Here is a 23,390-nt window from a genome sequence, read left to right as displayed (position 1 = left end):
CTCTGCCGTGACGACTGCGACCCTGCCCGAAACGATCCTGCGCCGCGCCACGCCGCAAGACGCGCCCAAGCTGGCGCTGCTGGGTGCCACAACGTTTCTCACCGCCTTTGCCGCCGATCATCCCGGCCAGGCGTTGGTCGATCACTGTGCGCATGAGCACGGGGTGAAGCGGTATGCCGATTGGCTCGCAAATCCCGATTATGCCTTCTGGATGATCGAAACCCCTCTGGGAGCGCCGCTCGGCTATGCCATGCTGTGCCCGCCCGAGATCGACATCACGCCCGATCCGGGCGCACTCGAACTCAAGCGCATCTACACGCTGCCGGGCTGGCAGGGCGCAGGCATGGGGCGCAGGCTGATCGAGGCGGTGATTGCCGAGGCGAAGGCGCGCGGTGCACCGTCGCTGTATCTGTGCGTCTACACGGTCAACGTGGCCGCGCAGCGTTTCTATGCGCGGTTCGGTTTCGAGAAGGTCGGGCAGCAGAAGTTCATGACCGGCGACGTGCCGTTCACAGACTGGATCCTGCGCAAGCCGCTAGGCTGATGCTCAGGCGGCTTCCAGCGCGGCGGCAAGCCGGTCGCGTATGGTGCGCAGCGCGGACAGATCGATCGATGGCTGCGGCGCAGGCGTAGCGGGTTCGCTGGCCGAGGCCACGGTCTTGTCTCCAGCCTCCGCCGCCAGCAGCTGCCGCGCACCGCGCACCGTGAACCCCTCATGGTTGAGCAGCTGGTCGATGCGGCGCAGCATGACAACATCCTGCGCGCGGTAATATCGCCGTCCGCCGGCGCGTTTCAAAGGTTTGAGAACATCGAACTGCGCTTCCCAATAGCGCAGGATATGCGGCTTCACGCCCAGTTCGGCCGAAACCTCGCCGATGGTGCGCATCGCGCCATCGGCCTTGGCCACGGCTTCAGTCACTGGACATGATCCTTTCCTTCATGATCTGGCTGGCGCGGAAGGTGAGAACACGGCGAGGGGTGATCGGCACTTCGACGCCGGTTTTGGGATTACGCCCCACGCGCTCGCCCTTGTCGCGGAGCAGAAAGGTGCCGAAACCGGAGATCTTGACGTTCTCGCCGCGCTCGAGCGCATCGGTCATGTGGTTGAGAACGGATTCGACCATCTGGGCGGCATCGGCGCGCGAAAGACCGATCTGGTGATTGATCGTGTCGGCCAGATCAGCCCTGGTCAGAGTACCAATCGATCGCATACCGCATTCTCCTCACCCGTATATGGGGGGAAGATAACGCAACTGCATTAACAAGGCAAACCGGCCCATCCCTAAAACAACGTAAATTGAGCCAATTGGGAGCAAAATATGACGCGAGGTTAATAACGGATCACCGCAGCGCCCCAGGTCAGCCCGCCACCCATGGCTTCCAGCACCATCAGGTCGCCGCGCCGGATGCGGCCGTCGCGCACCGCAGTGTCGAGCGCCAGCGGGACCGAGGCGGCGGAGGTGTTGGCGTGCTGGTCGACGGTGATCACCACCTTTTCGGGCGGCAGGCCCAGCTTGCGCGCGGTGGCATCGAGGATGCGGGCATTGGCCTGGTGCGGCACCACCCAGTCGATATCGGCGCTGGTGAGGCCCAACGGCTTCATCACCTGCTCCATCACCTCGGCCAGATTGACCACGGCGTGGCGGAACACTTCGCGTCCGCGCATCCGCACCTTGCCGACGGTGCCGGTGGTGGAAGGTCCGCCATCGACATACAGCAGATCATGATGGCGGCCATCGGAATGCAATTGCGTGGCCAGAATGCCGCGCGGAGCGGTATCGCCCTCGGCGGCGGTTTCCAGCCCCAGCACCACGGCGCCCGCGCCATCGCCGAACAGCACGCAGGTGCCACGGTCTTCCCAGTCGAGAATGCGGCTGAAGGTTTCCGCGCCAATCACCAGCGCGCGGCGCGCCATGCCGGTGCGCAGCATGCTGTCGGCGACGCTCAGGGCATAGAGGAAGCCCGAACAGACCGCCGCGACATCGAAGGCGATACCGCCCACCATGCCGATTGCCGCCTGAACCTTGGTCGCGGTGGCGGGAAAGGTGTGGTCGGGCGTCGCGGTGGCCAGCACGATGAGGTCGACATCCGAGCCCTGCAGACCGGCAGCATCAAGCGCAGCGCGCGCAGCGCCGATCGCCAGCGTCGAAGTGGTCTCGTCCGGCCCTGCGAGATAGCGGAACTTGATCCCGGTACGCTCGGTGATCCAGTCGTCCGAGGTGTCGACGGTCTCGGCCAGTTCGGCGTTGGATACCCGCCGCGCAGGCAGCTGAGATCCCGTGCCCAGGATGACACAGCGTTCGGCCGGGGTCTGTTGGGTCATTTCGGTGATTCGCCCGATCCGTTGGTGCTTGCGCCGTTGCTGGCGATGGCGCTGGTATCGAAGTCCTTCAGGACATCGCCGATCCGCTGGGTGATGTTGTCTTCCACCAGGCGCGCCGCGACTTCCACCGCATTGGCCACGCCCTTGATGCTGGCCGAGCCATGGCTTTTGACGACCACGCCGTTGAGCCCCAGAAAAACCGCGCCGTTGTGGTTGTTGGGATCGAGGTGATGCCGCAGCAGATCGGTCGCGGGGCGCGAGATCAGGAAGCCGATCTTCGAGCGCAGCGACGACTGGAAGCTCCGCTTGAGCAGGTCGGTCACGAAGCGCGCGGTGCCCTCGAGCGACTTGAGCGCGATGTTGCCCGAAAAGCCGTCGGTCACCAGGACATCGATATCGCCGCGCGAAATCTTGTCCGCTTCGGTAAAGCCCTGGAAATCCATCGGCAGGTGTGTGGCGGTGCGCAGCGCGGCAGCGGCATCGCGCAGCGCATCGGTGCCCTTGGAATCCTCGGTGCCGATGTTGAGCAGCCGGGTGCGCGGCTTTTCGAAGCCGAAGATGATCTGCGAATAGACAGCGCCCATGACCGCGAACTGGACCAGATTGCGGGCATCGCAATCGGTGTTGGCGCCCAGATCCAGCATCACCAGATCTGTGTCTTCCAGCGTGGGCAGCAACGCGGCGAGCGCGGGCCGGTCGATCCCCGGCATGGTGCGCAGGGCAAGCTTGGCCATCGCCATCAGCGCACCGGTGTTGCCGGCGCTGACCGCAGCGCCGACCTCGCCCGACTTCACGGCCTGGATCGCCAGGCCCATGGATGAATTCTTGGATTTCCGCAGCGCCTGGCTCGGCTTGTCCTCGCCCCGCACGACCTCGTCGGTGTGCAGGATTTCGGACGCAGCGCGCAAATTGGGGTGGTTGTCCAGCCCCGCCTTGATCTGCTTTTCATCCCCGACCAGCAAGAAGGTAAAGCGCTCGTGCCTATGGCGTGCCTCTGCAGCACCCCCCAGCATCACGCGCACGCCTTCATCACCGCCCATCGCATCAATCGCGATCCGCGGCTTCATTGGCACCGGTTAATCCCCCTGAAAAAGTGCAAAGGCCGTCTGATCTGGATCAGGCGACTGCAAGCACCTCACGGCCGTTATAATGGCCGCATGCGCCGCAAACATGGTGCGGGCGCTTCAGTTCACCACAGTTAGAGCATTCGCTGAACGCATCGACGGTCAGCGAATCGTGGCTGCGACGCATGCCGCGCTTGGAGGGTGAGGTTTTTCTTTTAGGAACAGCCATGGCAGGATCTGCTTACCTTATCTGCTTGTCTATCAATGCGATAATGCCATGTTTTCCGAAGCAGGCGCGTCTAGCGCAGTCTGCCGGTGGAGCAACAAAGCCCATTCGCGTGCGAAGGCGGGGCTATAGCGAAAATCTCGTGCGTTGCAAGCATTGTCACGCTAGGCCCGCCGCACAATTTGCCGCGCTTTCCTTGCGGCGAGACTTGAGGGGAGCCTATCACATGAACCTGCCGCTGACACTGACCATGGCCGCTGCCGCCGGACTGATCAACATCTGGCTCGCTATCCGCATCGGCCAGGTGCGCACCAGCCAGAAGGTGAGCGTGGGCGATGGCGGCAACGAGTTCGTGATCCGCCGCATGCGCGCGCAGGCCAATTTCGTCGAGTTCACCCCCTTCGTGCTGATCCTGATCGCCGGCCTCGAAGCCTCGGGCTTTGCCGCGACCTGGATGTGGGTGGTAGGCGTTATCTACATGATCGGACGGCTTGCGCACGGCCTGGGCATGGATGGCGGCGCGTTCAAGCTGGGCCGCATGATCGGCACGCTGACCACGTTGCTGACGCTGCTCGGGCTGTCGGGCTATGCGGTTTATGTGGCGAGCGTGCTGCCGGTGGCGTGAGCGATTTCCCCACCCGCTCCAAAAGCTCCCCTCCCTCTGAGGGAGGGGCTGGGGGTGGGTAGGCCGTTACAGAAAAGCCGTCCGCCCTATACCGCCGCCACCCACCCCTAACCCCTCCCTGACCAGGGAGGGGAACGCGCAAAGCGCTAGGGATTCGGCTTTACGCCAGCACGTGATCCGCAACGAACCCGTTGCGCTGGCGCTCGAAGCCGAAGTTGCTGGTCGGACCGTGCCCCGGAACGAACACCGTCTCGTTGCCCAGCGGCCACAGCTTCTGCGTGATCGAATCGATCAGGTCCTGGTGGTTGCCGCGCGGAAAGTCGGTGCGGCCGATCGATCCCTGGAAGATCACGTCGCCGACGATCGCCAGCTTCGATGGCGCGTGGTGGAAGACAATGTGCCCCGGCGTGTGCCCCGGGCAATGGATGACATCGAGCACCAGATTGCCGACCGTGACGGTATCGCCATCCTTGAGCCAGCGATCAGGCTCGAACACCGCGCCTGCGATCCCGTAATTGCGGCCGTCATCGTCCAACCGCGAGATCCAGAACCGGTCTTCCTCGTGCGGCCCCTCGATGGTCAGGCCTAGCTCCTTCGCCAGCGTGCCGGTCTCGCCGCAATGGTCGATATGGCCATGCGTCACCAGCAACTTTTCCAGCGTCACCCCGGCCTGTGCCACCGCGGCCTTGAGCTTGGGCAGATCGCCACCCGGATCGATCAGCGCGCCCTTCATCGTCTGCGTGCACCACATCAGAGTACAGTTCTGCTGCAGCGGCGTCACGGGGATGATCGCGGCGCGAAGCGGCGGCTGGGCTGGATTGGCGGAGGTGTCGGTCATACAAGGCTATGTGGCAAGGATGCGGGGCACGTGCAAGCTTGGTCAAACCCGCCGCCCGGCCCAGATCACTCTCCCGACAATGCTGACGCCGTCCGGCGCAACGTCCGGATAGCTGGGGTAGAGCGCATTGTCCGACGTCACCGATAACCGCCCATCCGGACGGAATGCCAGCCGCTTGACGATCAGCGCGTCGTCCATGCGCAGCACATGGATGCCATCGCGGCGGCGCGGGGCAGCGCCCTGATGCGTTGCGACGAGGATGTCGTCGCCATCGCTGAGCGTCGGCGCCATCGAATCACCTTCGACCTGGATCATCGTTACCGCATCCGATCCCGCGCCCAGCCGCCGGAGCCAGGCCTCGTCGAACGCGATCTCGGCGAGCGGGGCTTCGTTGTCCGGCAAGGCCCCTGCCCCCGCCGAGGCGCCGACCGCCAGCCGGGGGATCAGCCGCATCCGCGATGGAAGACCGCGCGCGGCGCCTGTGCGTTGCAGACCCTGACGGACGGGAAGCCCGCCGCGGCGCGGCGCGGGCATAGCATCATCGGGCGCGCCCAATTGCTGTTCGGACACGCCGAAGAACTGCGCCAGCAGCCGCCGGTCGCGCTCGTCGAGGCGCTTGGGACTGCCCCGGCGGATGAACTGCTGGACGTAGGACGGGTTCTTGCCGAGCAGCTGCGAAACGCCGGCAAAGCTCAGCCCCCGCGCCTCTATTAGCGCCTCCAGCGTCCGGCGAACGTCGTCTGTGTCCATAACGGATATATAGCATAGGAGATTTCCTTTTCAAGGATATTTCCTACATCTGGCGAATCGCCTATAGGAATAATCCTACCGCATTGCGGGCCGGATCGTCGGTCGTCGAAAGGAGAATGCTGATGCCGCTGCTGCGCCTGATCGAAATCTTCCTGCGCGAAACAGGAATGCCGCGCACCCGCTTCGGCCGGCTGTGCGCAGGCGACCCCCGCCTGGTCGACGATTTGCGCAATGGCCGCGAGCCACGCGAGGCCTTGCGCAAACGGGTAGAACATTTCATGAACATATACCGTCAGGAGCACGCATGATTCACCATACCATCCGTCACGACCCCGCCACCGCGCTGATCCGCGCGGTGCTGTCGCTGGCAAGGGGGGATGCCGAACTGGAAGAGCATCGCGGCACCTGCTGGGCCAGCGCGACCTTCACCGGGATGCGGCATGTCATGCGGCTGAGGTTCAACGGCGATCAGGCTGTGCAGACTGCGCAATGGCTTGCCCGCATGCTGCCCGAGCACGAGTTCGCCTTTTCCGGACACCTGGTCGCGGATATCGCGATTACCGACACCCACCGTCGCAACGAAGGCATGCCGATCATGACGCTCGTGATCGAGGCGCTGACCGTGGAGGCGGACTGATCCGCCTCCGCCGCCCGAGGCGCGCGGGCACCCCTTCCGCTGCCGCCTAGTTTCCTCTGGCGGCCAGCATCGCAGGGCGCGGCCCCATCCAGTCGGCCATCGTGACGGTATCGCTGACCTTGTAGGGCTTGCCGCTTCTGTTCAGGAAAAGCTTCTCCATCTCGGACCGGGTGAAGGGTCGCGAGCCCAGCCGTCCGAAGATCGCCATCTGGCCGCCCGATTCGTCCACGCCGCGGTCGCGATCGAGCCCCTTGGCGACGGCGATCGCCGGGGTCGGCGTTCCGGTCCAGGCGATCAGGTCGGGCCTCGGATCCGGCGAGAAACCGTAGAAATTGGGCTGGCTCGATGGCGATGTCAGCTGCAGCACTTTCATCCCGTTACGTCCATCGGCGACATAGGCGAACAGTGTCGCGTTGGTGGAGCCCACGATCACGTCCTCGGCATCATTGAGCTGACCGCCGGCGTTGTAACGCATGTACTCGCGCGGCGCTTCCGGGTTGGTCATGTCGATAATGACGAGCCCGTCCTGCTTGGCCGCGACATAGGCGAATGTGCGCGCGAGATAGAGCTTGCGTGCATCCGCCAGCCGGACCGTGCCAGATGGCACTGCAACGGGCGCTTCCAGCCGGGTGATGTCGAACAGCTTGATGCCGTCTGCATCGGTCACCCACAGATAGCGGAACTGCACCGCGCTCGCGCGCGCATCCTGAAGCGGCAGCACCGCCATCAGTTGCGGGTTGAGCTTGGAGTAATCGAAATCGCGCGGGGCATTAGTGGGCGGTTCATCCGCCAGCCGCACCACGACGAGCCCGGCATCGGCGGTGATATAGGCAAAGTCACCGGCCAGCGTGATGTGGCGCGCGCCCTTGAGCACATTGTCCGGGTTCCACGTCAGCGTCCGCTTGAAGAAGTTGTTGCGGAATTCGCCATCGGCCAGCGTATCGATGTTGACCGCGATCAGCCCTTCGACGCTGTCGGTGACGAAGGCGTAGTGATAGACCGCGCGGAACGGCTGTTCCTGGTTGGCCTCGCGCATCGTCGGCGTGTTGCGGCTGGGTGCAATCGGCTGGGTAGTGGCGATTGCCATGCAGGTGGCGTTGGTGGTCTTCACATGCGTGTCATGCCCCAGCGACGAGAACGGCGCGCGTATGATGCGTTCGGAAAAGCCCTTGTTGCCGATCGAGGCGATGTCATAGGCGCGGAAACCGCCCCTGCCCTCTGCCACAAACATGTATTCGCCGCGGTTCTGCAGGCAGTTCACCCGGCCGTCGGTGCCCTGCACGACATTGGCGAACTCTTCGCGCGCATAGGTTTCGCCCGAGAACTTGTCGTCGAAGATCGGACCCCGGCTCCAGTTCTTGAGCTCTCGGCCGTTCTTCTCGACGTGCAATTTGTAGTAATCGGGATAGGCGTAGCGGTGGAGATACGATCCGATCACCGCCTGCGGCTCGTCCCATTCGGTGACGCGCACCGCCTCGAAGCCGCCTTCGAGCCCGAACCAGCTGTTGAGCCCCACGAAGTTGACGAAGTTGGTGCCGAGCAGCAGCAGCTGCGACATCACGGCATTGTTGTCGTTCGCCTCGCTCAGATGGCAGTCCGAACACTGCTTGGTCTCGGTCTTGCGCACCGTGTGCGGGAAGTGCGGCGCAAACGCCTGTGACGAGAAGCCGGGCGCCGAGATCGGCGGCTGCTGCACATAGATGCGTTCGCGGTTGATGTTGGTCGACGACAGGATAAGCGCCGAGGTCGAGCGGATCGGCGCGATGATGTTGCCCTTGCTGGTCTGGTGGCGACCGATCTGGAACATCTCGTCACGCGCGACCTGCGGATTGTAGGTCGCATAATTGCGCGTCTCGTCTTCCTCGTATTTGTGGACCTTGGCCTTCCAGTTGGCCTCGATCGGCAGATGGCAGCCGCCGCACGATGTCGTCCAGCTGAGATGGCAGGTGAAGCACGCCATCTCTTCGGTGTTGTGCGCGCGGTCGGCCTTGGCGACCTGTGGACCGAAGCTGTACTTGCCGGTGTCCGCACCCTGCTTGGCCATCAGCTTCGAGCGCGCGGCCTTGTGGTTGAAATCGGGGCTGGCGGGGTCGACCGCATCCTTGACCAGGCTCACCTGCCAGGACAGTTCCGGATCGAGCACCGAGCGCTGGATCAGAACGCGCTTGCCGGTCGCGTCCTTCATCCATTCGAAGCGGCGCTGGCCATCGGGATTGCGGATCAGCGACAGATTGTTGCCCTTGGGCCGCGCGGCGAGGTTCGAGGTGAACAGCGTCGGGTAGGCATCGGGGGTGCCGTGGCAGTCCTTGCAGCCGATTTCGACCGCATTGGCGACCTCGCCATAGATCAGGCCGTTGCCGTGCCCGTCCTGGCTGAAGTGGCAATCGACGCACTGCATGCCAAGCTCGGCATGGATGTCCATCATGTGGACCGCCTTGCCGGGGTTGGTGCCGACGGGGACGAACTTGCCCTCGCCCGCCTTGCGGAATTTCTCGGGATCGTCGGGCGACACCATGTTGGCGGTGTCGGTGCCCCAGGTCGCCATATTGCCTTCCGCATCGAGCAGATTGCCCTTGCGGTCGCGCTTCAGGATCGCGCGGAAGTTCCAGCCATGACCGTGATAGTCGGCAAACTGGGTGTCCTTGGCCTCGGTGTTGAGATCGTAGACATTGCGGACGAAATCGATGTCCGACCACAGGCCGCGCGCCGAGGCGCCTTCGGGATTGCGGTCCAGCGTCGCGCGCACTTCCTCGGCGGTGGGATAATGCTGGCGCTTGTAGACGCGCTGATACTCTTCTTCCGACATGCCCTCGGGCTTGGGCGCACGGTTCTCCGGCCCCGGCCACATCAATGGCGCGTCCGATTCATAATCCCACATCGTGTAGCCAAGATAGCTGTTCAGGAAGATGTTGGGCTGGTGCATGTGGCAGTTCATGCACTGCGCGGTCGGGATCGCGCGGGTGAAAGCATGCTTGAGCGGATGGCCCTTTTCCTTGAACGCGGCTTTCTGGGCGTGCGTATCCTTGGCGGCATGGCCATCACCATGCGACGCGCCGTGCTCGCCCGCGCCTTCGGCCAAGGTGGTGCCATGGTCGCCGCCATGACCGCCTGCGCCGCCATGCTCTTCGTGATGCTCGGCGGCGTCATAGTCGCCATAGCGACCGGGGCGCTTCTGCCCCTCGGTCAGCGCGTTGATCGTCGGATCGTCGGTGATCGTCTGGCCGTCGCGGCCGTATTTTGCATAGATCAGGCTGTGCCGCGGTTCGCGGTCGTTGGCATAGACGACGTGGCACGCCGCGCAGCCCGATGCGCGATAGTCGCCCGGCTGGTCGTTGGTGCCCATCTGCCACAGGAACGGATCGTTGAGGCGGGTCTTGTGGATGTTGATTACCGGCACCGCGACGCGCAGGCCGGTGCCGGGTCCGCGGTTCGACTGCTTGAGATCGGGGCGGCCCGGCTCTTCCAGACGCTGGATGATGCCGCCGGTGTTGGGCAGGCCGATTTCCGGGAATTGCGAGTTGATGTTGCGTCCGCCACGCTCGAACACGCGGAAGATGTCGCCCGGCGGCAGGATGTGCCATGTCGGCAGTGGGTACATCACCGGCAGCGCACCGCGCGCCTTTTCCGCCGCGGTCACCGTGCCATGCGCCGCGCCCGGCTCGGTCGCCGCAGACTTGATCATCGCAGGCTTGCCGTCGCGGGTGAACGCCTCCCCGAACATGTAGTTCTTGAACGGTACGATTCCGTTGTTGTACGCCGCCCCGCCCCACAGCATCGCGCCCGTCGCCATCAGCGAGCGCTCGGATGCCTCGATGATCTCGATATGACAGGCACCGCACGATTCGCGCACAACGCGGTAATCGGACGGGTTGACGAAGCGGATGAACTCGGGCGCTTCCTTGGCGAGCAGCGCGTAGGAGCGCTGGGGATTGGCCGAGGATGGCCATTTCCACGCCACCGGATATTTGGGCAGGACGTGGCTCTTCAGCAGCGCGTCCTGATAGGGCAGGCTGTCGCGGCCCCAATTGTTGTCGCCCATGATGGTCGCATCGCCGCCATGGCAATCGGTGCAGCCCAGCACGACCGCAGGCGATGCGTGCATCGTCTTGTGGTCGCTGGCGGTGTGGCAAGACTGGCAGCCTGCGCTCTTGGCGTCGGCCTCGGCCCATTCCTGGTTCTCGGGCGCGGGCGCGGTGAAGGTGTATTTGACCTTCTGCGCCTTTTCCTTGCCTGAGGCGAGCAACTGATCAGCGGGCAGCGCAGCGAAGGTGATGAGCAGCAGGCTCGCCAGCAGCAGCTTCCAGTTGAAGGCCCCCAAATTGAAGGCCAGCGCGTTGCCGCGCGCCCGATCAGTACGCCAGAATTGCATTGAACAGCACCGAATAAAAGAGGTCTGACTTGCCGGATTGGGTGAACAGGTCGCGGAAACCCTTGGACGGATCGAACACCGCTCCCGAAAGGCGGAAGACAAGGTTCTGGTTGGCGTTGGGCCGCCAGATCAACGCAGCAGAAACATCGGTCCCGATCGAGCTGGGCACCGTGCCTTCCTGGCGCAACGCCTCGATCGTGTCGGTCTTGTGGAACCACAGATGGTTGAGGTTCGCCGACAGCCGGGTGGTCGAGCTGAGGTCGAAGTCAGCACCCGCGCCCAGCAGAACGGTGCCGGGGTTGTTGAAGTTCGACTGGCCCTGCTCCTTGGACGAGCGCAGGTTGTTGAGGATGCCGTTACGGGTGTTGACGCCCACCGCGCGGCCGCCGCCGGCAAACGGGATGACCTGGCGGATCCAGTAGCTGGTGTCGGCACCGGCAAAGATCGGGTTTTCGAAGATCGCATCGAACCCGGCCTCGGTGTCGTTATAGGGATCGCCATCGCCGCTGGCGAACAGGCCCTGCAGCCGAAAACGCGCCCAGTCGTAATCATAACTGACCTCGGCGGCGCCGAAATAGGAGCGAATATCGGCCTTGCGGCTGGTGAAGAAGCTGTTGCGGTCCTCGCCGAACGCCCCGTACAGCTGGCCGGTCAGGTTGATCCGGCCGATACGGCCATCGACCGCATAGCCCAGATACACTACGTCATATTCGCGGCTGCGCAGATCGCCCAGCAGCGCCGGACGCACCGGGAAGCCGTTGTCGTCGATCTTGAGCTCGCGCCCGCCCTCGCGGTTCATGTTGTAGGTGACCGAGACCTGGCTGGTCAGGCCGACAACCGGAAAGTCCTGCCGATAGGCGTTGGCGAAGAACACCCAGTCGTCGCGCGGGCTATCAACCACGCTGTTCAAGCCCGAATTGGTGTCCTTCTCCAGCCGCCAGAACGCGCCGATGTTGAACTGGAAGCGGTTGTTGTCGCGGTTGCCGAACAGGCGGATGCCCAGCTGGTTGTCCTGGAACAGGAAGCCGCGGAAGTCCGCCTGCATCGGCTGGATCCCTGCGCGCAGTGAAATGAAATCATAGCGCGACGTATCATAGGCGCCGAGGTGATAGTCGATGAACGCTTCCTGGATGCCGACGAAATGGTCGGTGCGCTGCGTCGGCCTGGAAGGCTCGACGAACAGGATGCGGCGTTCGTTGACATCGACATGGTTGACCTGCGCCGCCAGCGTCAAACGGTACTCGATCGCCGGCGGCTTGTAGGTGGTCTCCCCCTTGATCAGCGCCACCCCTGCGATGATCGTCTGTGCGAGCACAAGCGAGTCCGCGCGGCCGAACACGTCGAGGCTGTCGGGCCGCGAAGTCGTCTGCACGCCCACCGGGGTCGGAAAGCTGCGCGGCTCGACCACGGTATCCGAGATCACATTGGCCACGAAGAACCAGTCGTCTTCCTTGAGGAAGCCCGGGCGTTTGCCCTCGGGCAGCGGCCGGTCACCCTTCAGGATGTTCTGGTGATAGGGGTCGAGCTTCGAGCGGCAGACGTTCGAGAGGTTCGGATAGAGGCTGTAGATCGACTTGTCGCCATTCTTGGTCGGACACAGAGAGGTGACGATGCGCCAGCGATCTGGCACCGGAAACTCGTCAGTCGGGAACGCCTCGGGCGCAGGCGCGCGCACCGCGCCGGGGTTGTCCTGCGTCACCCGGTCGGGCAGCTTCTTCTCGATCCCCGGACGGCGGCGGTCATCGATCAGCGCCTCGTCGGCATCGATCGCATCGGCATCTGCCGCGGGATCTGCGGTGGGCAGCGTCGGCGGCACGGCACCTGCGGCAGGCGGCGCCTCCTGCGCGGCGGTGAGCAAAAGCTCGTCCTGCGCCCAGCCATAGGCGCCATCGTCCAGCGTGCCGACCGGCGAGCTCAGCCGATAAGGTGCCGGGGCAACCGCCCTGCGGACCGAAACAGCCTTTGCGGCCCGATCCGCGATAACCGGGGCAGCCATGGAGGGCGCCTCGTCATGCGTCAGCGCGATGCGGGTGAGCGCAAGGCTGCGCCCCAGATCGGCGGCCGCCAGCGCAGAGGTCGCCGTCTGCGGCCCGTGCCGCATCAGGGGTCCGGTGGACGCGTCGCCTGCCACGTCGCCAGTCCCGGCGAACGCCATGATCGGGATAAGGGCGACGAGCGACGCAGTCATCTACAGACCCTCGCAGACGTTCTGGGCGTTGGTATCGAGGAACGGCGCAAACGGGCAGCTGACATAGCGCAGCCGGACCTGTGCGCTGCCGACATTGACCACGATACGGTCCGCGCGCCGATCCTTGGGCGCATTGCCGATACCGCCCACCCGCGCGCCGCCGTTGTTCAGCCCGAGGAAGCTGACCATGTCGTCCTGATCGATGCCGTCACCTGACACCCCGATGCCGCCGACCAGCTGGCTGCCACGATAGATCGGGACCGATCCGGGGAAGATCTGGATGCCGTTTTCGAGCCGGTTCTGTCCCTGCGCGGTATCGGGCAGCGCGGTGCAGCGCTGAGCGGTGTCGGTGGGCGATGCGCCCGAGACGAACTGTGCATGCTGGATGATGTTGGCGGCGACCAGCTGGACCTGCAGCCCCACCGCAAAGGGATTGAAATCCTTGATCGGGCGCGACAGCGGGCCTGGCGGTCGCCCAAGTTCGCCATCGGGGAAATAGGGCCGCGCGAGATTGCCGACGCTGCGGTTGCCATAGGCAAAATTGCCGGTGAGCGAGCTGGTGTCGCCGAGGAAGGTGCGCATCGCCTGGACGAACGGGGCGACTCCCCCACCCGCCGACATCAGGTTGGAAGCCGCCTGGGCGTTGGAGAAGAACATCGCGGTGCGCGCCTTTTGCAGCGACACATCGATGCCGAAGATCGGCGCATCGGGAGAGCGGACGATGCCGAGCACCTCGCCATGCGTATCGACGACCGAGATCGACGCCTGCATCCGGCTGTCGAGCGGGCGGCGGATCTGCGCGCGCGCGCGGGTGAGCACGGTGAACGCCTCTTCCAGCACGGCGCGGACCTCCGCCGCTGTCAGCGGTTGCGAATTGCTCGCGCTGTCGGTACCGGCGCGGATCGGATAGCGGTTGTTGCCCGCCCCATCGGTCAGGATGAACGCATCGGAATTGTTGAACTCGGCAGCGCGCGCCGCGCGGATGCCCGAAGCCTCGGTGCCATAGGGCGTGCCAGCGATGATCGCGGCGGTGCTGTAACCGCGCACCGCGACAAGGCTGCCGGCAGTGCCGTTGATCGCCGCAAAATTGCCCGACACCGAGCCGATGTCGCTGCCGGTGATATCGCTGAACCTGAGGCTGGTGCCATCCACCGTGATACGGTCCGCGCGGATGGCGTCGGCCGCGGCAAAGCCCTGGGTTCCGGCAAAGGCGATCGCCTCTTCGGGGTCGATATCGCGGTCGAGGATGTTGGGATCGAAGCCGTAATCGCCATCGCCCATCACGCCGATCGCGCCGACGACCACGCCGTTCTTGTAGAGCGGCAAACCGCCGGGATCAGCGGCAAGGCCTAGCGGCGCGCGCTTGGGACCGATCAGCGCCGAGGTGCCGCCTGCCGACTGGAACCGCGCCGCAAGGTCCGAACAGGGCAACTGGCTGAACTGCACCCCGAACAGCGGGCCGCTCTCCAGCCCGCGCGTCGAGGGCGCCGGCGGAAAGTGCTGCTGGACGATCTGGCTGGCGGTGCGGCTGGAGAAGGCGTTGCCGCCGCTCGACAGGTACGCACCGGTCACCGCCTTGGAGATCGCAGCCATTTCGGCGGGCACATCAAGCCCCTGCGCATCGACCAGCGGGCTGTTCAGCCCCGCCTCGGTCATCGCGCTGGTGCGCGCCTGCGCCCGCGCGCCGTTCATGCGGAACACGCCCAGCACATTGCCGACCCGGTCGACCACCGCGATCACCGATGGCAGGTTGCGGCGCTGCGCCTCGCTCACCGCCTGGGCGATGATCGTCTGAACTTCCCCCACGCTGAGCGATTCCTGCGCTGGCGCGACGAAATTGCCTCCGCTGGGGGGCGGCGCGGGATTGGGTGTCGGGGTGGGGCTGGGCGCAGGCGTGGTACCGCTGCTGTTGCCGCCCCCGCAGGAGCTGAGCACGAGCGCCAGCACCGCCAGCGACGCCGTAACCTTGCCAATCCGCATCATGCCGCAATACTCCGCACATCTGCGACCCTGACCGACTTCACCTCAACAGACACCCCGGAACGTCCCACTTTGGTCATCTCCCTGCCACCCGGATCACTGCAGCGCCCGGATGGTGCGCACGGCCCCGCCCAGCGCCCGGCGGAATTCCAGCGGCTTGTAGGAATTGGGCTCGGCCACCGCGGCATAAGCCTGGTTGATCTGCGCGCGCAGCGATGTCGCCGCCCCGCCCGAGACCTGACCCTGGGTCACCAGACCGCTGAGCAGCGTGTCGACCGCCATCACCGCCTGCACCGAGCCTTCGTAATCGGTGAAGCGCGGGGAAATCGCCTCGCTCGCGATCGATTCCATGATCGAGAAGGTCTGCGCGCGGGTGAAGTCGCTGCGGCTGAACCGGTCGGCGAGCGCCATCGCGGTCTGTCGTAGCCGGTTGGCCGCTTCTACCGCAGGCCCCCTGCCCTGCGCCATCGCGGCGTGGAAGGCGCGCGTCTGCCCCTCATATTGCTGGGCCAGTTCGGGCGCGGCGATCCGCACCGCCGCCGACAGCATGATCATGTTCTCGTCGTTATAGGGCGGCATGCCGGTGGGGATCGGACGGCCGGGATTGGAGATCTTCGCCGGGCGGGCATCTTCCTCGTCATAGATGCGGCGATGGCAGCTGTGGCAATCGAAGAAATAGAATTCGGGGAACACGCCTTCCGTGCCCAGCCCTGGCTTGCCGAACAGGCTGAGCGAGCGTTCGAGCGCGATCGCCTGACCCACCGCCCACATCCGCATGGAATTGGTCTTGCCCTTGCGCTGGCGATAGTCGGCGTCCTCGTCATGGTGCTGTGTCAGCGTGGAGAACAGGTCGAGCTCGAAAGCGATGCGCGGATGCCCTGCCGCCATGATGCGGTGGTTGACGAACTGGCCCGGCGCATCGTTGCCCAGATGGCAGTCGAGGCACACACCCGCACGCGCCTGCGCATTTTCCAGCGGGACGAGCCCTTGCGACACGTTACGCGCATGGCTGGTGCCGGTGGCATAATGGCTCGCCAACCAGCCCGATGCCGCGCCGTGGCAGGCCTCGCAGCTTACGCCGTCGCTCGCCTGGTAGCGCGGGCCCTTGGCTGCAGCAGGTGTGGAGTGACAGCCCAGGCACATCGCGGCAGAGCGCGGATCGCCGATCCCCAGCTTCTTGCCGATCGCGAGGCTGCGCGGTTCGCCGAGCACGCGGAACGCACGGGCATGCGCGCCGCCGGGTGTCGATTCTTCCTGCCAGCGCCACAGCTCGTCTTGGCGCACGACTTCGCCATCGGCCTCGTTGCGGCCATGGCAGGTCGATCCGGCGCAGCTGCCGACGCCCATATGGGTGCCCGATGCGGCGCGCGAGGCCTGTGCCTCGAGCCGCTCGGCCCCGGCAAAATTCGCGATGAAGAAAGCGCCGATGGCAAGGGCAAGGCACCCGAACGCTGCAAACACAGCCCGAACACCACCCACCCGCGATACGGCCGAAAGCCCTGAATTGTGCATCGTCGCTTTTACCCCCGGCTCCATGAGAAGCCGGCCCCCGATAGACTAACGATGCGACCCTTTAGTCTTGTCTTATGGCACCTTATCGCTGGTTCGCCCTTCACTTTCAAGGCAATCCTGCCCGGGCCTTCGCAAAAACATCCCCGGCTCGCCGCACCGCCCCTGTGGCTTTCATCCACCGCTTGCCGCAGCCCGGCGCATTTGCCATGCTCTGCGCGATTTCAGGAGTTGACGACATGCCGCTTGGACTGGGTTTTGCCGAAGGTGCCTGGCTTGGGCATCTCACGTTCCTGATACTCGCGGTCGCGCTGATCGCCCCGCCGATGCCGTGGATGCGACTCGGGATCGTCGCAGCATCGCTCGCTGGGCTCGGCTTTGCGCTGGGTTTCGCCAAGGACCTCGGCCTTGCCTTCTGGTTCTTCGTGCTGCTCGTGATCAGCGCATCGATGCTGGCGCGCTATCTGATGGCCGAGCGCAACTCGCGATTCTCGGCAGAGGAGGAGGCGCTGCGCTCGAGCTTCATGGGCGAGATGACCCGCGCCGGAGCGCGCCATCTGATGGACCAGGGCAACTGGATTACCGGACGCAGCGGGGAGGTGCTGATCAACGAGGGAGAGGCGATCAGCCACCTTTTCTATCTGCACGATGGCGCAGCGGAGATCACGCTGCACGGCAATCCTGTCGGCGCGGTCTCAGGCGGGGACCTGATCGGCGATGCGACCGCGCTGAGCGGCGAGCCTGCCACCGGCACCGTGCGGCTGACCACCGACAGCCGGTTCTGGTGCGTGTCCGCGCCAAAATTGCGCCAGTACCTCGATCTTCACCCGGATGCGCGCACGGTGATTGAGCGCCAGATCAACAGCGCGCTCGACCGCAAGCTCCGCGCGGCCAACGCCGCGCTGGCGGGGGATTGAGCGCTCTATCCGCGCGCCTATCCTCGTCACCCCCGCGCACGCGGGGGTCCCGCTTCTGCGCCAATACCTGCAAAATAGCGGGATTCCCGCCTTCGCGGGAATGAAGAAAGAAGACCGGTGAAAGGCCGAAGTCTGCAGCCTTAAAGCTGCGGGCCGAGCACCTGATCGATGCCGTGCACCACGCCATTGCTCGCCGCCAGATCGGGCAGCGCGATCGAGGCGACGTTGCCGCTGGCGTCGGACAGGCGGATCTGGTCGAGCTCGACCGAAGCGTTGAGCCTTTCGCCCTGCAGCGTCACGATCTCGACGCTGCCGCCGCTGTCGCCGATGCGCTTGCGCAGATCGGCGGCGGTCAGCCGTCCGGGGATGACGTGATATTTCAGGACGGTCGCCAGCCGCTCCTTGTTGGCGGGCAGCAGCAGCTCGGCGAGCGCATCGACCCCGACCTTGTCGAAGGCACCATTGTCGGGCGCAAAAAGCGTCATCGGCGTGTCGGCGCCCAGTGCCTCAGCCAGACCGGCTGCCTTGATCGCGCGCGCCAGCGTCGACAGATCGGGGTTGCGCAGCACCACCTCATCGACGCGCAAGATGGCATCGGGCTCGACCTCGCCGCTGGCCTCGGCCACCTCCAGGCTCTTGGGATCGATCCGCTTGACCGGATCGCCGCCGCCATCCTGGCTGCCACAGGCCGCGACGGTGAGGGTCAGACCCAACAGGGCAGCAACGGCTTGTGAACGCATGGTAATCTCCAATATTTCGGGCTGATGGGGTCAGCCCCCCTGTTCGGCCCTACGGGCTCAGGCCTCTTCCTGCCTGTCCAGGAAAACAAAGTCCCGATCCAGGCTGAGCATATGGGCACCGCCATCGACGAAAAGCAACTGGCCGGTGATCGCCGGCTCGTCTGCAAGGTAGCGCACCGCACGTGCAATGTCTTGCGGCGTGGACAACCGCCCCAGCGGCATCCGCGCGGCGAGCCGTGCCATTTGCGCGTCGTCATAGTCGCTGGTCGCCAGCGTCAGCCCGGGCGCGACGCCGTTGACCCGCGCGCTGGGCCCGAAGGCGCGCGCGAGCGTGCGGATCGATTCGGCCAGCGCCTGTTTGGAAAGGGTGTAAGACAGCTGGTCGCCATTGGGGTTGCGAACCCGCTGGTCGATGATCTGGACGATCGCAGGCTGCGCCCCCTCCCCTGCTGCTGCCACCAGATCGCGCGCCAGCAGCACCGGCGCGAAGGTGTTGACCGCAAAATGATCGGTCAGCATCTTCGGCGTCAGGCTGGCAAGGTCGTCATAATCGAACAGCGAGGCGTTGTTGACCAGCAGATCAGGCGCGCGGCCGAAATGCGCGATCACCGCAGCGATCAGCTCCGCAGGCGCCGAAGCCTGCCCCAGATCGGCGGTAAAACCGTGCCAGTGCGTTTCGCACTCCGCAAGAACCTCTGCCAGTTCGGCATCGGGCACCGCATCGCTGCGTCCGTGCAGCGCCAGCGCCCAGCCCGATCGGGCCAGTTCGGCAGCAATGGCAGCACCGACCCGGCGGCATCCGCCGGTGATGAGCGCCAGTCGCGCGCTGCCCGCCGCGCTCACCGGCGCGTCCGGGTCAACGTGATGCCGATCGATTCGCCCTGCTCGGCGATCGCCAGCTTGATGATCTTGATCGTCAGCCGGCGGATGCGGGGGTCCTGCAGGAACAGCGTCTCGATGACATGATCCGCGACCGCCTCGATCAACGTGAAATGCACGCCCTGCGGCAGCGCGGTCGAGGCTGCGTGCTTGAGATCCATATAGTTCTTGGATGCCGCCAGCGGCGTATCGGGCCCGTAATGATCCTCAGCCAGCATCTCCGCCTGGATGGTGAAGCGCAGCGGCTGGGGCAGCTTGGTCTCTTCCGAATAGATGCCGGTGAGAACGTTGACATCGAAATCGGCGACCTCGAGGATCAGGCTGTCGGGTTTGGTATCGGTCAATGTGGGTAGCCTGTTCTGCATCAAGAGCGTCGCTTGCCGGAGTATGCCGGAAGTCGTCAATGTGCGCTGCGCGTTCGCAAATTGCGCGCGGCAACGCAAGCGTTCAGCTGTTCGACCAGCGCGCGAAGATGGCAGTGGGAAGCAATCGTCCCCCCGCCTGCTCGCGCACCGCAAGCTCGCCGACCTCGATCTTCCCGGGCAGATCGGCGAAATGCGCCGCGAGCAGTTCGCCCAGCGCCAGCGCCGACATCCGCACCGCATAGACAGTGAGGAACAGGCAGCGCGAGCGGTCATCGAGCAGCCGGCGGCAATCGGCGATCAGGCCGGGCAGATGCTCCTCGAGCTTCCACACCTCGCCCTCGGGTCCGCGCCCGAACTTGGGCGGATCGAGCAGGATCGCGTCATAGCGCTTGCCCCGGCGCACCTCGCGCGCGGCGAACTTGACGCAATCATCGACCAGCCAGCGGATCGGCAGCGACTCCATGCCCGACAATGCGGCGTTGACCCGCGCTGCCGCCACCGACTTCTTCGAGGCATCGACATGGGTGAGTTCGGCGCCCGCAGCCGCCATTGCCAGCGTGCCGACCCCGGTATAGCCGAACAGGTTGAGCGCCTTGGCGGGCTCATCGCCCTGATGCTCGCCGATCTGCTCGCGCAGCCAGCGCCACACCGGATCCATATCGGGGAAGAAGCCAAGATGCCTGAAGGGTGTGTTGAGCGCGGTCAGCCGCACCTCTTCCCAAGCGAGCGGCCAGCCATCGCGCGGTACGTTGGGTTCGAGCTGCCACTTGCCGCCGCCATCCTCGTCCGATCCGGGGATGAACGCGCCATCGGCATCCCAGTCGGGCAGCGTCGTCGGCCACATCGCCTGCGGCTCGGGGCGGACGAAGCGGTAGGGGCCGTAAGCTTCGAACTTGCGCCCGCCACCGCTGTCGATCAGCGTGTAATCCTCACGCGGTTCGCCGATCATCAGCACCGGTTGCGGATCGAGAGCGGCCATAATTGAGCGTCAGCCCCGGGCAGGGACAGCGCGCGCGGCGATGTAATCGCGCACGGTGTGGTAATCGCCCGCCAGCTTGTCGAACCGCTCGGCGCGCTCGAACAGGTCGCCGACCCGGGTGGGCAGACGCGGGCGCAGGCCCGTGGCGCGTTCGACCGCATCGCGGAACTTGGAGGGATGCGCGGTGGCCAGCGTGACGCACGGGATCGCGCGATCGAGCGTGCCTTCATCCTGCAGCCGGTGCGCCGCGCCAAGGCCGATCGCGGTGTGCGGATCGAGCACCTGGCCCGCATCATCCCATGCCCGGCGCATCGCGATACCCATCTCTTCCGGGTCGATCCGCGCGCTGGCGAAGATGCCGTTGGCCCCCTCGCGCATTGCGGGCGTCAGCTGCATCGCCTTGCTCGCCTCGAAGCCCTGCATCCGCGCCGCAGTCAACGCGCCATCGCGGCCTTCCAGATCGAACAGCAGCCGCTCGAAGTTCGAGCTGACCTGGATGTCCATCGATGGCGCCGCGGTCGGCGTGACGCTGCCGGCGGAGTAATCACCCGCGCTCAATGCGCGGTGGAGGATGTCGTTGACGTTGGTCGCGACCACCAGCCGCGCGATCGGAAGTCCCATCTGCCTGGCGACATAGCCTGCGAACACGTCGCCGAAATTGCCCGTGGGCACCGAGAACGCGACCGGACGGTGCGGTGCGCCCAGCTGCAGCGCGGCGGCGAAATAATAGACGATCTGCGCCATCAGCCGCGCCCAGTTGATCGAGTTGACCGCCGACAGCGTAAACTTGCCTGCAAAATCCGGATCGCCGAACATCCGCTTCACCATCGCCTGAGCATCGTCGAAGCTTCCGTCGATCGCGATGTTGTGGACGTTGGGGGCGAGCACTGTGGTCATCTGCCGCCGCTGGACGTCGGAGACGCGGCCATCGGGATGGAGCATGAAGATATCGACCTTCTCGCGCCCCGCGACCGCGTCGATCGCCGCCGATCCGGTATCGCCCGAGGTCGCGCCGACGATGGTCAGATGGGTGTCGCGGTTCGACAGAAAGCGCTCGAACAGATGCCCGAGCAGTTGCAGCGCGACATCCTTGAATGCCAGCGTCGGCCCGTGGAACAGTTCGAGCAGCCAGTTGCTCTGGTCCAATTGCACCAGCGGCGTTACCGCCTTGTGCGAGAATCGCCCATAAGCCGCTTCGCACAGCCCTTGCAGCTCGTGCTCTGTCAGGCTGCCCGCCACATACGGCGCCATGATCTTCACCGCGAGATCGACATAGGACAGGCCCGCCATCGCCGCGATCTCGGCTTGCGTGAACTTCGGCCAGCTGCGCGGAACATACAACCCGCCATCGCTTGCCAAACCTGCCAGCGTCACGCCCTCGAAATCGAGCGCCGCTGCTTTCCCCCTGGTGCTGATATAGTCCATGGGTTGGACCCGTTAGCGGGCCTGCATGCCGCATGCAACCTGCGCGTCAGTCTTCCGGGCTTTCGTAGAACATCAGCACGGCGGGACCCTCCGGCGTCTCGATCTCGCCATGCTCGACAAAGCCTGCACGAATATAGGCGCTGCGTGCGCGCTGGTTGTGCGGATCGGGATCGATGCACAGCACGCGAACCCCTTGCGCGGCAAGCTGCTTGGCGAGCATCGCCAGCAGCTTGGCACCATGGCCCTTGCCGATCAGCGAGGGGATGCCGATGAAGCAATCGACCGCCCGCGCACCCTGCGGCAGATCCTGCAGATGCTTCTGCGGCCAGGCATGCACCTCGAAATGCTGGATATAGGCGATCGGGCGGCCATCGAGCATCCCGATCAGCTGGACCATGTCGGGATTGTCCATGTCCTCCTCGATCAGCGCGAGTTCATGGCGCGGGTCACCCCACCATTTCTGCACCTCGGGCGTTTCCAGCCAGGCCTCCAGCATCGGCAGGTCGGAATGCGAGACCCTGTGAAACCCGTAATAATGTCCGCCCTGCATCATCTCTCCTCAGGCGTCATGCGGACGATCAGGATCGCGTCCGCCGTGCGACTGCCACACCGTATATAACGGCAGCGATCGCTGCGAATAAAAACCATTGTATCGCATAGGCCCAATGATTGTTCGGAATGTCCTCCGGCGAGGGCGGCTGCACGGCGTTAAGCCCCGCCACGGGAGGCGCCGCGACCAGCCGGATCAGATGCGTGCTGTCGGGTGCTATGATGCCGCCGACCTGCCCGCCGGACCAGACCGGATCGTCGGGCCGCGACGACCACCCGGCCACCACCTGCGCGCCTGGGCCTTCCGCGCCGGTCGAACACGAAGCGATATGTACCCACCCCGCCTGTCCTCGCCCGCTGCGGCCGCTGGACGACCGCCAGCCGGTGACGGTGAGGCAGTTGACCGACGATTTGCGATACAGCGGCAACGACCCGGCATCGGGCACTGCCGGCCAGGCGATCGCGGGCTGATCCGACGCCGAGGCGTATTCCTTCAGCAGCGCATCCTTCCACGCCATGCGCTGGAGCTGCCAAACGCCCAGCCCGATCATGATCGCGATGGCGATACCGACCACCAGGGTCGGCAACAGGGGCAGGCGTTTCATGGGTCTAGCCTCGTGTCATCGGCGATCTTGCCTTCGCGCACTTCGGCGCGAGCCTCGTGGATCAGCATGGCCGCCTTGGAGACCCTCAGCGACAGCAGCACCAGCGCGCTGGTGATGGGCACCCAGAGCAGGATGTGCACCCAGAACGGCGGGCTGATCCTGACCTGAAGCACCAGCGCAAGGGCGCACACCAGCGCGCCGATCACGAGGATCAGGAACGCGGCAGGCCCATCGCCGACATTGTAGCTGGAAAAATCATGCCCGCACGCGCGGCAGCGGGTCGCAAAGCGTACCCAGCCGGCAAACAGCGTGCGCGATCCGCACGCGGGGCATTCGCCGAAAAGGGCAGCCTGGACCAGACCAGACTGCCCTTTTTGGATTTGCGGATCATCCATGATGACCGCGCCGGTTCATCGGCTGGA

General features: G+C 65.0%; 24 protein-coding genes. 5 read left to right on the top strand and 19 right to left on the bottom strand.

From position 1 onward, the window contains the following. Window positions 1-7: 7 nt before the first annotated feature. Complete coding sequence (locus B5J99_RS11945; protein ID WP_245991608.1) at window positions 8-544, top strand: GNAT family N-acetyltransferase; 537 nt, start codon at window positions 8-10, stop codon at window positions 542-544. A 3-nt stretch (window positions 545-547) separates the two neighbouring features. Here the strand turns inward: B5J99_RS11945 and B5J99_RS11940 are convergent, their stop codons facing one another. The 5 genes from B5J99_RS11940 to rpmF all read right to left on the bottom strand — a co-directional run bounded on the left by B5J99_RS11940 (window position 548) and on the right by rpmF (window position 3,616). After that, window positions 548-919, bottom strand: coding sequence for a MerR family transcriptional regulator (locus B5J99_RS11940; RefSeq protein WP_342768868.1), 372 nt, complete (start codon window positions 917-919; stop codon window positions 548-550). After that, window positions 912-1,211 carry an integration host factor subunit alpha gene (locus B5J99_RS11935; RefSeq protein WP_054133195.1) on the bottom strand — a complete coding sequence of 100 codons (300 nt, stop codon included), beginning with the start codon at window positions 1,209-1,211 and terminating at the stop codon, window positions 912-914. Before B5J99_RS11935 ends, B5J99_RS11940 begins: the two co-directional genes overlap by 8 nt. A gap of 119 nt (window positions 1,212-1,330) precedes the next feature. Beyond that, window positions 1,331-2,323, bottom strand: a complete 993-nt coding sequence (locus B5J99_RS11930) for a beta-ketoacyl-ACP synthase III (protein WP_117352488.1) — start codon at window positions 2,321-2,323, stop codon at window positions 1,331-1,333. After that, window positions 2,320-3,390, bottom strand: a complete 1,071-nt coding sequence (plsX, locus tag B5J99_RS11925) for a phosphate acyltransferase PlsX (protein ID WP_054133197.1) — start codon at window positions 3,388-3,390, stop codon at window positions 2,320-2,322. Before plsX ends, B5J99_RS11930 begins: the two co-directional genes overlap by 4 nt. A gap of 49 nt (window positions 3,391-3,439) precedes the next feature. Continuing rightward, a complete protein-coding gene (rpmF, locus tag B5J99_RS11920; RefSeq protein WP_026091768.1) occupies window positions 3,440-3,616 on the bottom strand; it encodes a 50S ribosomal protein L32 in 177 nt (58 codons plus the stop codon). 223 nt (window positions 3,617-3,839) lie between these two features. Between rpmF and B5J99_RS11915 the strand changes: the two genes are divergently transcribed. Continuing rightward, window positions 3,840-4,238: an MAPEG family protein gene (locus B5J99_RS11915; protein ID WP_054133198.1), complete on the top strand. Its 399-nt coding sequence runs from the start codon at window positions 3,840-3,842 to the stop codon at window positions 4,236-4,238. 160 nt (window positions 4,239-4,398) lie between these two features. Here the strand turns inward: B5J99_RS11915 and B5J99_RS11910 are convergent, their stop codons facing one another. Beyond that, window positions 4,399-5,076, bottom strand: coding sequence for an MBL fold metallo-hydrolase (locus tag B5J99_RS11910; RefSeq protein WP_069049675.1), 678 nt, complete (start codon window positions 5,074-5,076; stop codon window positions 4,399-4,401). Window positions 5,077-5,118: 42 nt separating this feature from the next. Then, window positions 5,119-5,826: a S24 family peptidase gene (locus tag B5J99_RS11905; protein ID WP_117352487.1), complete on the bottom strand. Its 708-nt coding sequence runs from the start codon at window positions 5,824-5,826 to the stop codon at window positions 5,119-5,121. Window positions 5,827-5,948: 122 nt separating this feature from the next. Here B5J99_RS11905 and B5J99_RS11900 point away from each other — a divergent pair, with 122 nt between their 5' ends. Next, the gene (locus B5J99_RS11900; protein ID WP_054133253.1) at window positions 5,949-6,134 is read left to right on the top strand and encodes a hypothetical protein; all 186 of its coding nucleotides are present in this window, start codon (window positions 5,949-5,951) and stop codon (window positions 6,132-6,134) included. Beyond that, entirely contained in the window at window positions 6,131-6,463 is a 333-nt protein-coding gene (locus tag B5J99_RS11895) for a hypothetical protein (protein WP_117352486.1), read from the top strand. Before B5J99_RS11900 ends, B5J99_RS11895 begins: the two co-directional genes overlap by 4 nt. A gap of 46 nt (window positions 6,464-6,509) precedes the next feature. Here B5J99_RS11895 and B5J99_RS11890 read toward each other — a convergent pair whose 3' ends face one another. The 4 genes from B5J99_RS11890 to B5J99_RS11875 all read right to left on the bottom strand — a co-directional run bounded on the left by B5J99_RS11890 (window position 6,510) and on the right by B5J99_RS11875 (window position 16,512). Next, window positions 6,510-10,832: an LVIVD repeat-containing protein gene (locus tag B5J99_RS11890; protein WP_211337818.1), complete on the bottom strand. Its 4,323-nt coding sequence runs from the start codon at window positions 10,830-10,832 to the stop codon at window positions 6,510-6,512. After that, window positions 10,813-13,020 (bottom strand): hypothetical protein, encoded by a 2,208-nt coding sequence (locus tag B5J99_RS11885; RefSeq protein WP_069049672.1) that lies wholly within the window; start codon window positions 13,018-13,020, stop codon window positions 10,813-10,815. The genes B5J99_RS11890 and B5J99_RS11885 overlap by 20 nt, the downstream gene beginning before the upstream one ends. After that, complete coding sequence (locus tag B5J99_RS11880; protein ID WP_117352485.1) at window positions 13,021-15,003, bottom strand: heme-binding protein; 1,983 nt, start codon at window positions 15,001-15,003, stop codon at window positions 13,021-13,023. 93 nt (window positions 15,004-15,096) lie between these two features. Continuing rightward, entirely contained in the window at window positions 15,097-16,512 is a 1,416-nt protein-coding gene (locus tag B5J99_RS11875; protein WP_245991607.1) for a cytochrome c family protein, read from the bottom strand. Window positions 16,513-16,748: 236 nt separating this feature from the next. Between B5J99_RS11875 and B5J99_RS11870 the strand changes: the two genes are divergently transcribed. Continuing rightward, window positions 16,749-17,426 (top strand): Crp/Fnr family transcriptional regulator, encoded by a 678-nt coding sequence (locus B5J99_RS11870; RefSeq protein ID WP_054133204.1) that lies wholly within the window; start codon window positions 16,749-16,751, stop codon window positions 17,424-17,426. 140 nt (window positions 17,427-17,566) lie between these two features. On the opposite strand, the gene B5J99_RS11865 is transcribed toward B5J99_RS11870, so the two are convergent. The 8 genes from B5J99_RS11865 to B5J99_RS11830 all read right to left on the bottom strand — a co-directional run bounded on the left by B5J99_RS11865 (window position 17,567) and on the right by B5J99_RS11830 (window position 23,363). Next, window positions 17,567-18,166 carry a fasciclin domain-containing protein gene (locus B5J99_RS11865; RefSeq protein ID WP_054133205.1) on the bottom strand — a complete coding sequence of 200 codons (600 nt, stop codon included), beginning with the start codon at window positions 18,164-18,166 and terminating at the stop codon, window positions 17,567-17,569. A 57-nt stretch (window positions 18,167-18,223) separates the two neighbouring features. Continuing rightward, the gene (locus B5J99_RS11860) at window positions 18,224-19,009 is read right to left on the bottom strand and encodes an SDR family oxidoreductase (protein WP_162892578.1); all 786 of its coding nucleotides are present in this window, start codon (window positions 19,007-19,009) and stop codon (window positions 18,224-18,226) included. Then, window positions 19,006-19,410: a dihydroneopterin aldolase gene (locus tag B5J99_RS11855; RefSeq protein WP_054133256.1), complete on the bottom strand. Its 405-nt coding sequence runs from the start codon at window positions 19,408-19,410 to the stop codon at window positions 19,006-19,008. The genes B5J99_RS11860 and B5J99_RS11855 overlap by 4 nt, the downstream gene beginning before the upstream one ends. A gap of 82 nt (window positions 19,411-19,492) precedes the next feature. Next, window positions 19,493-20,389 (bottom strand): class I SAM-dependent methyltransferase, encoded by an 897-nt coding sequence (locus B5J99_RS11850; protein ID WP_117352484.1) that lies wholly within the window; start codon window positions 20,387-20,389, stop codon window positions 19,493-19,495. Between the two features lie 9 nt (window positions 20,390-20,398). Then, entirely contained in the window at window positions 20,399-21,814 is a 1,416-nt protein-coding gene (thrC, locus tag B5J99_RS11845) for a threonine synthase (RefSeq protein ID WP_117352483.1), read from the bottom strand. 46 nt (window positions 21,815-21,860) lie between these two features. Beyond that, window positions 21,861-22,367: a GNAT family N-acetyltransferase gene (locus B5J99_RS11840; RefSeq protein WP_083231291.1), complete on the bottom strand. Its 507-nt coding sequence runs from the start codon at window positions 22,365-22,367 to the stop codon at window positions 21,861-21,863. A 25-nt stretch (window positions 22,368-22,392) separates the two neighbouring features. Further along, window positions 22,393-22,968 (bottom strand): SURF1 family cytochrome oxidase biogenesis protein, encoded by a 576-nt coding sequence (locus tag B5J99_RS11835; protein ID WP_117352482.1) that lies wholly within the window; start codon window positions 22,966-22,968, stop codon window positions 22,393-22,395. Further along, complete coding sequence (locus tag B5J99_RS11830; RefSeq protein ID WP_117352481.1) at window positions 22,965-23,363, bottom strand: DUF983 domain-containing protein; 399 nt, start codon at window positions 23,361-23,363, stop codon at window positions 22,965-22,967. Before B5J99_RS11830 ends, B5J99_RS11835 begins: the two co-directional genes overlap by 4 nt. Between the last annotated feature and the right edge of the window lie 27 nt (window positions 23,364-23,390).

Origin of the sequence: Blastomonas fulva (genome assembly GCF_003431825.1) — a bacterium.
GTDB lineage: Bacteria > Pseudomonadota > Alphaproteobacteria > Sphingomonadales > Sphingomonadaceae > Blastomonas > Blastomonas fulva.
The sequence above is the reverse complement of the archived record's forward strand: the minus strand, read 5'-3'. Positions and strand labels throughout refer to the sequence as shown.

Bases quoted from the DNA above. Each gene is read 5' to 3' on its own strand.
- B5J99_RS11935 (WP_054133195.1), bottom strand. From the start codon at position 1,211: ATGCGATCGATTGGTACTCTGACCAGGGCTGATCTGGCCGACACGATC.
- B5J99_RS11930 (WP_117352488.1), bottom strand. From the start codon at position 2,323: ATGACCCAACAGACCCCGGCCGAACGCTGTGTCATCCTGGGCACGGGA.
- plsX (WP_054133197.1), bottom strand. From the start codon at position 3,390: ATGAAGCCGCGGATCGCGATTGATGCGATGGGCGGTGATGAAGGCGTG.
- rpmF (WP_026091768.1), bottom strand. From the start codon at position 3,616: ATGGCTGTTCCTAAAAGAAAAACCTCACCCTCCAAGCGCGGCATGCGT.
- B5J99_RS11915 (WP_054133198.1), top strand. From the start codon at position 3,840: ATGAACCTGCCGCTGACACTGACCATGGCCGCTGCCGCCGGACTGATC.
- B5J99_RS11910 (WP_069049675.1), bottom strand. From the start codon at position 5,076: ATGACCGACACCTCCGCCAATCCAGCCCAGCCGCCGCTTCGCGCCGCG.
- B5J99_RS11905 (WP_117352487.1), bottom strand. From the start codon at position 5,826: ATGGACACAGACGACGTTCGCCGGACGCTGGAGGCGCTAATAGAGGCG.
- B5J99_RS11900 (WP_054133253.1), top strand. From the start codon at position 5,949: ATGCCGCTGCTGCGCCTGATCGAAATCTTCCTGCGCGAAACAGGAATG.
- B5J99_RS11895 (WP_117352486.1), top strand. From the start codon at position 6,131: ATGATTCACCATACCATCCGTCACGACCCCGCCACCGCGCTGATCCGC.
- B5J99_RS11890 (WP_211337818.1), bottom strand. From the start codon at position 10,832: ATGCAATTCTGGCGTACTGATCGGGCGCGCGGCAACGCGCTGGCCTTC.
- B5J99_RS11885 (WP_069049672.1), bottom strand. From the start codon at position 13,020: ATGACTGCGTCGCTCGTCGCCCTTATCCCGATCATGGCGTTCGCCGGG.
- B5J99_RS11880 (WP_117352485.1), bottom strand. From the start codon at position 15,003: ATGATGCGGATTGGCAAGGTTACGGCGTCGCTGGCGGTGCTGGCGCTC.
- B5J99_RS11875 (WP_245991607.1), bottom strand. From the start codon at position 16,512: ATGCACAATTCAGGGCTTTCGGCCGTATCGCGGGTGGGTGGTGTTCGG.
- B5J99_RS11870 (WP_054133204.1), top strand. From the start codon at position 16,749: ATGCCGCTTGGACTGGGTTTTGCCGAAGGTGCCTGGCTTGGGCATCTC.
- B5J99_RS11865 (WP_054133205.1), bottom strand. From the start codon at position 18,166: ATGCGTTCACAAGCCGTTGCTGCCCTGTTGGGTCTGACCCTCACCGTC.
- B5J99_RS11855 (WP_054133256.1), bottom strand. From the start codon at position 19,410: ATGCAGAACAGGCTACCCACATTGACCGATACCAAACCCGACAGCCTG.
- B5J99_RS11850 (WP_117352484.1), bottom strand. From the start codon at position 20,389: ATGGCCGCTCTCGATCCGCAACCGGTGCTGATGATCGGCGAACCGCGT.
- thrC (WP_117352483.1), bottom strand. From the start codon at position 21,814: ATGGACTATATCAGCACCAGGGGGAAAGCAGCGGCGCTCGATTTCGAG.
- B5J99_RS11840 (WP_083231291.1), bottom strand. From the start codon at position 22,367: ATGATGCAGGGCGGACATTATTACGGGTTTCACAGGGTCTCGCATTCC.
- B5J99_RS11835 (WP_117352482.1), bottom strand. From the start codon at position 22,968: ATGAAACGCCTGCCCCTGTTGCCGACCCTGGTGGTCGGTATCGCCATC.
- B5J99_RS11830 (WP_117352481.1), bottom strand. From the start codon at position 23,363: ATGGATGATCCGCAAATCCAAAAAGGGCAGTCTGGTCTGGTCCAGGCT.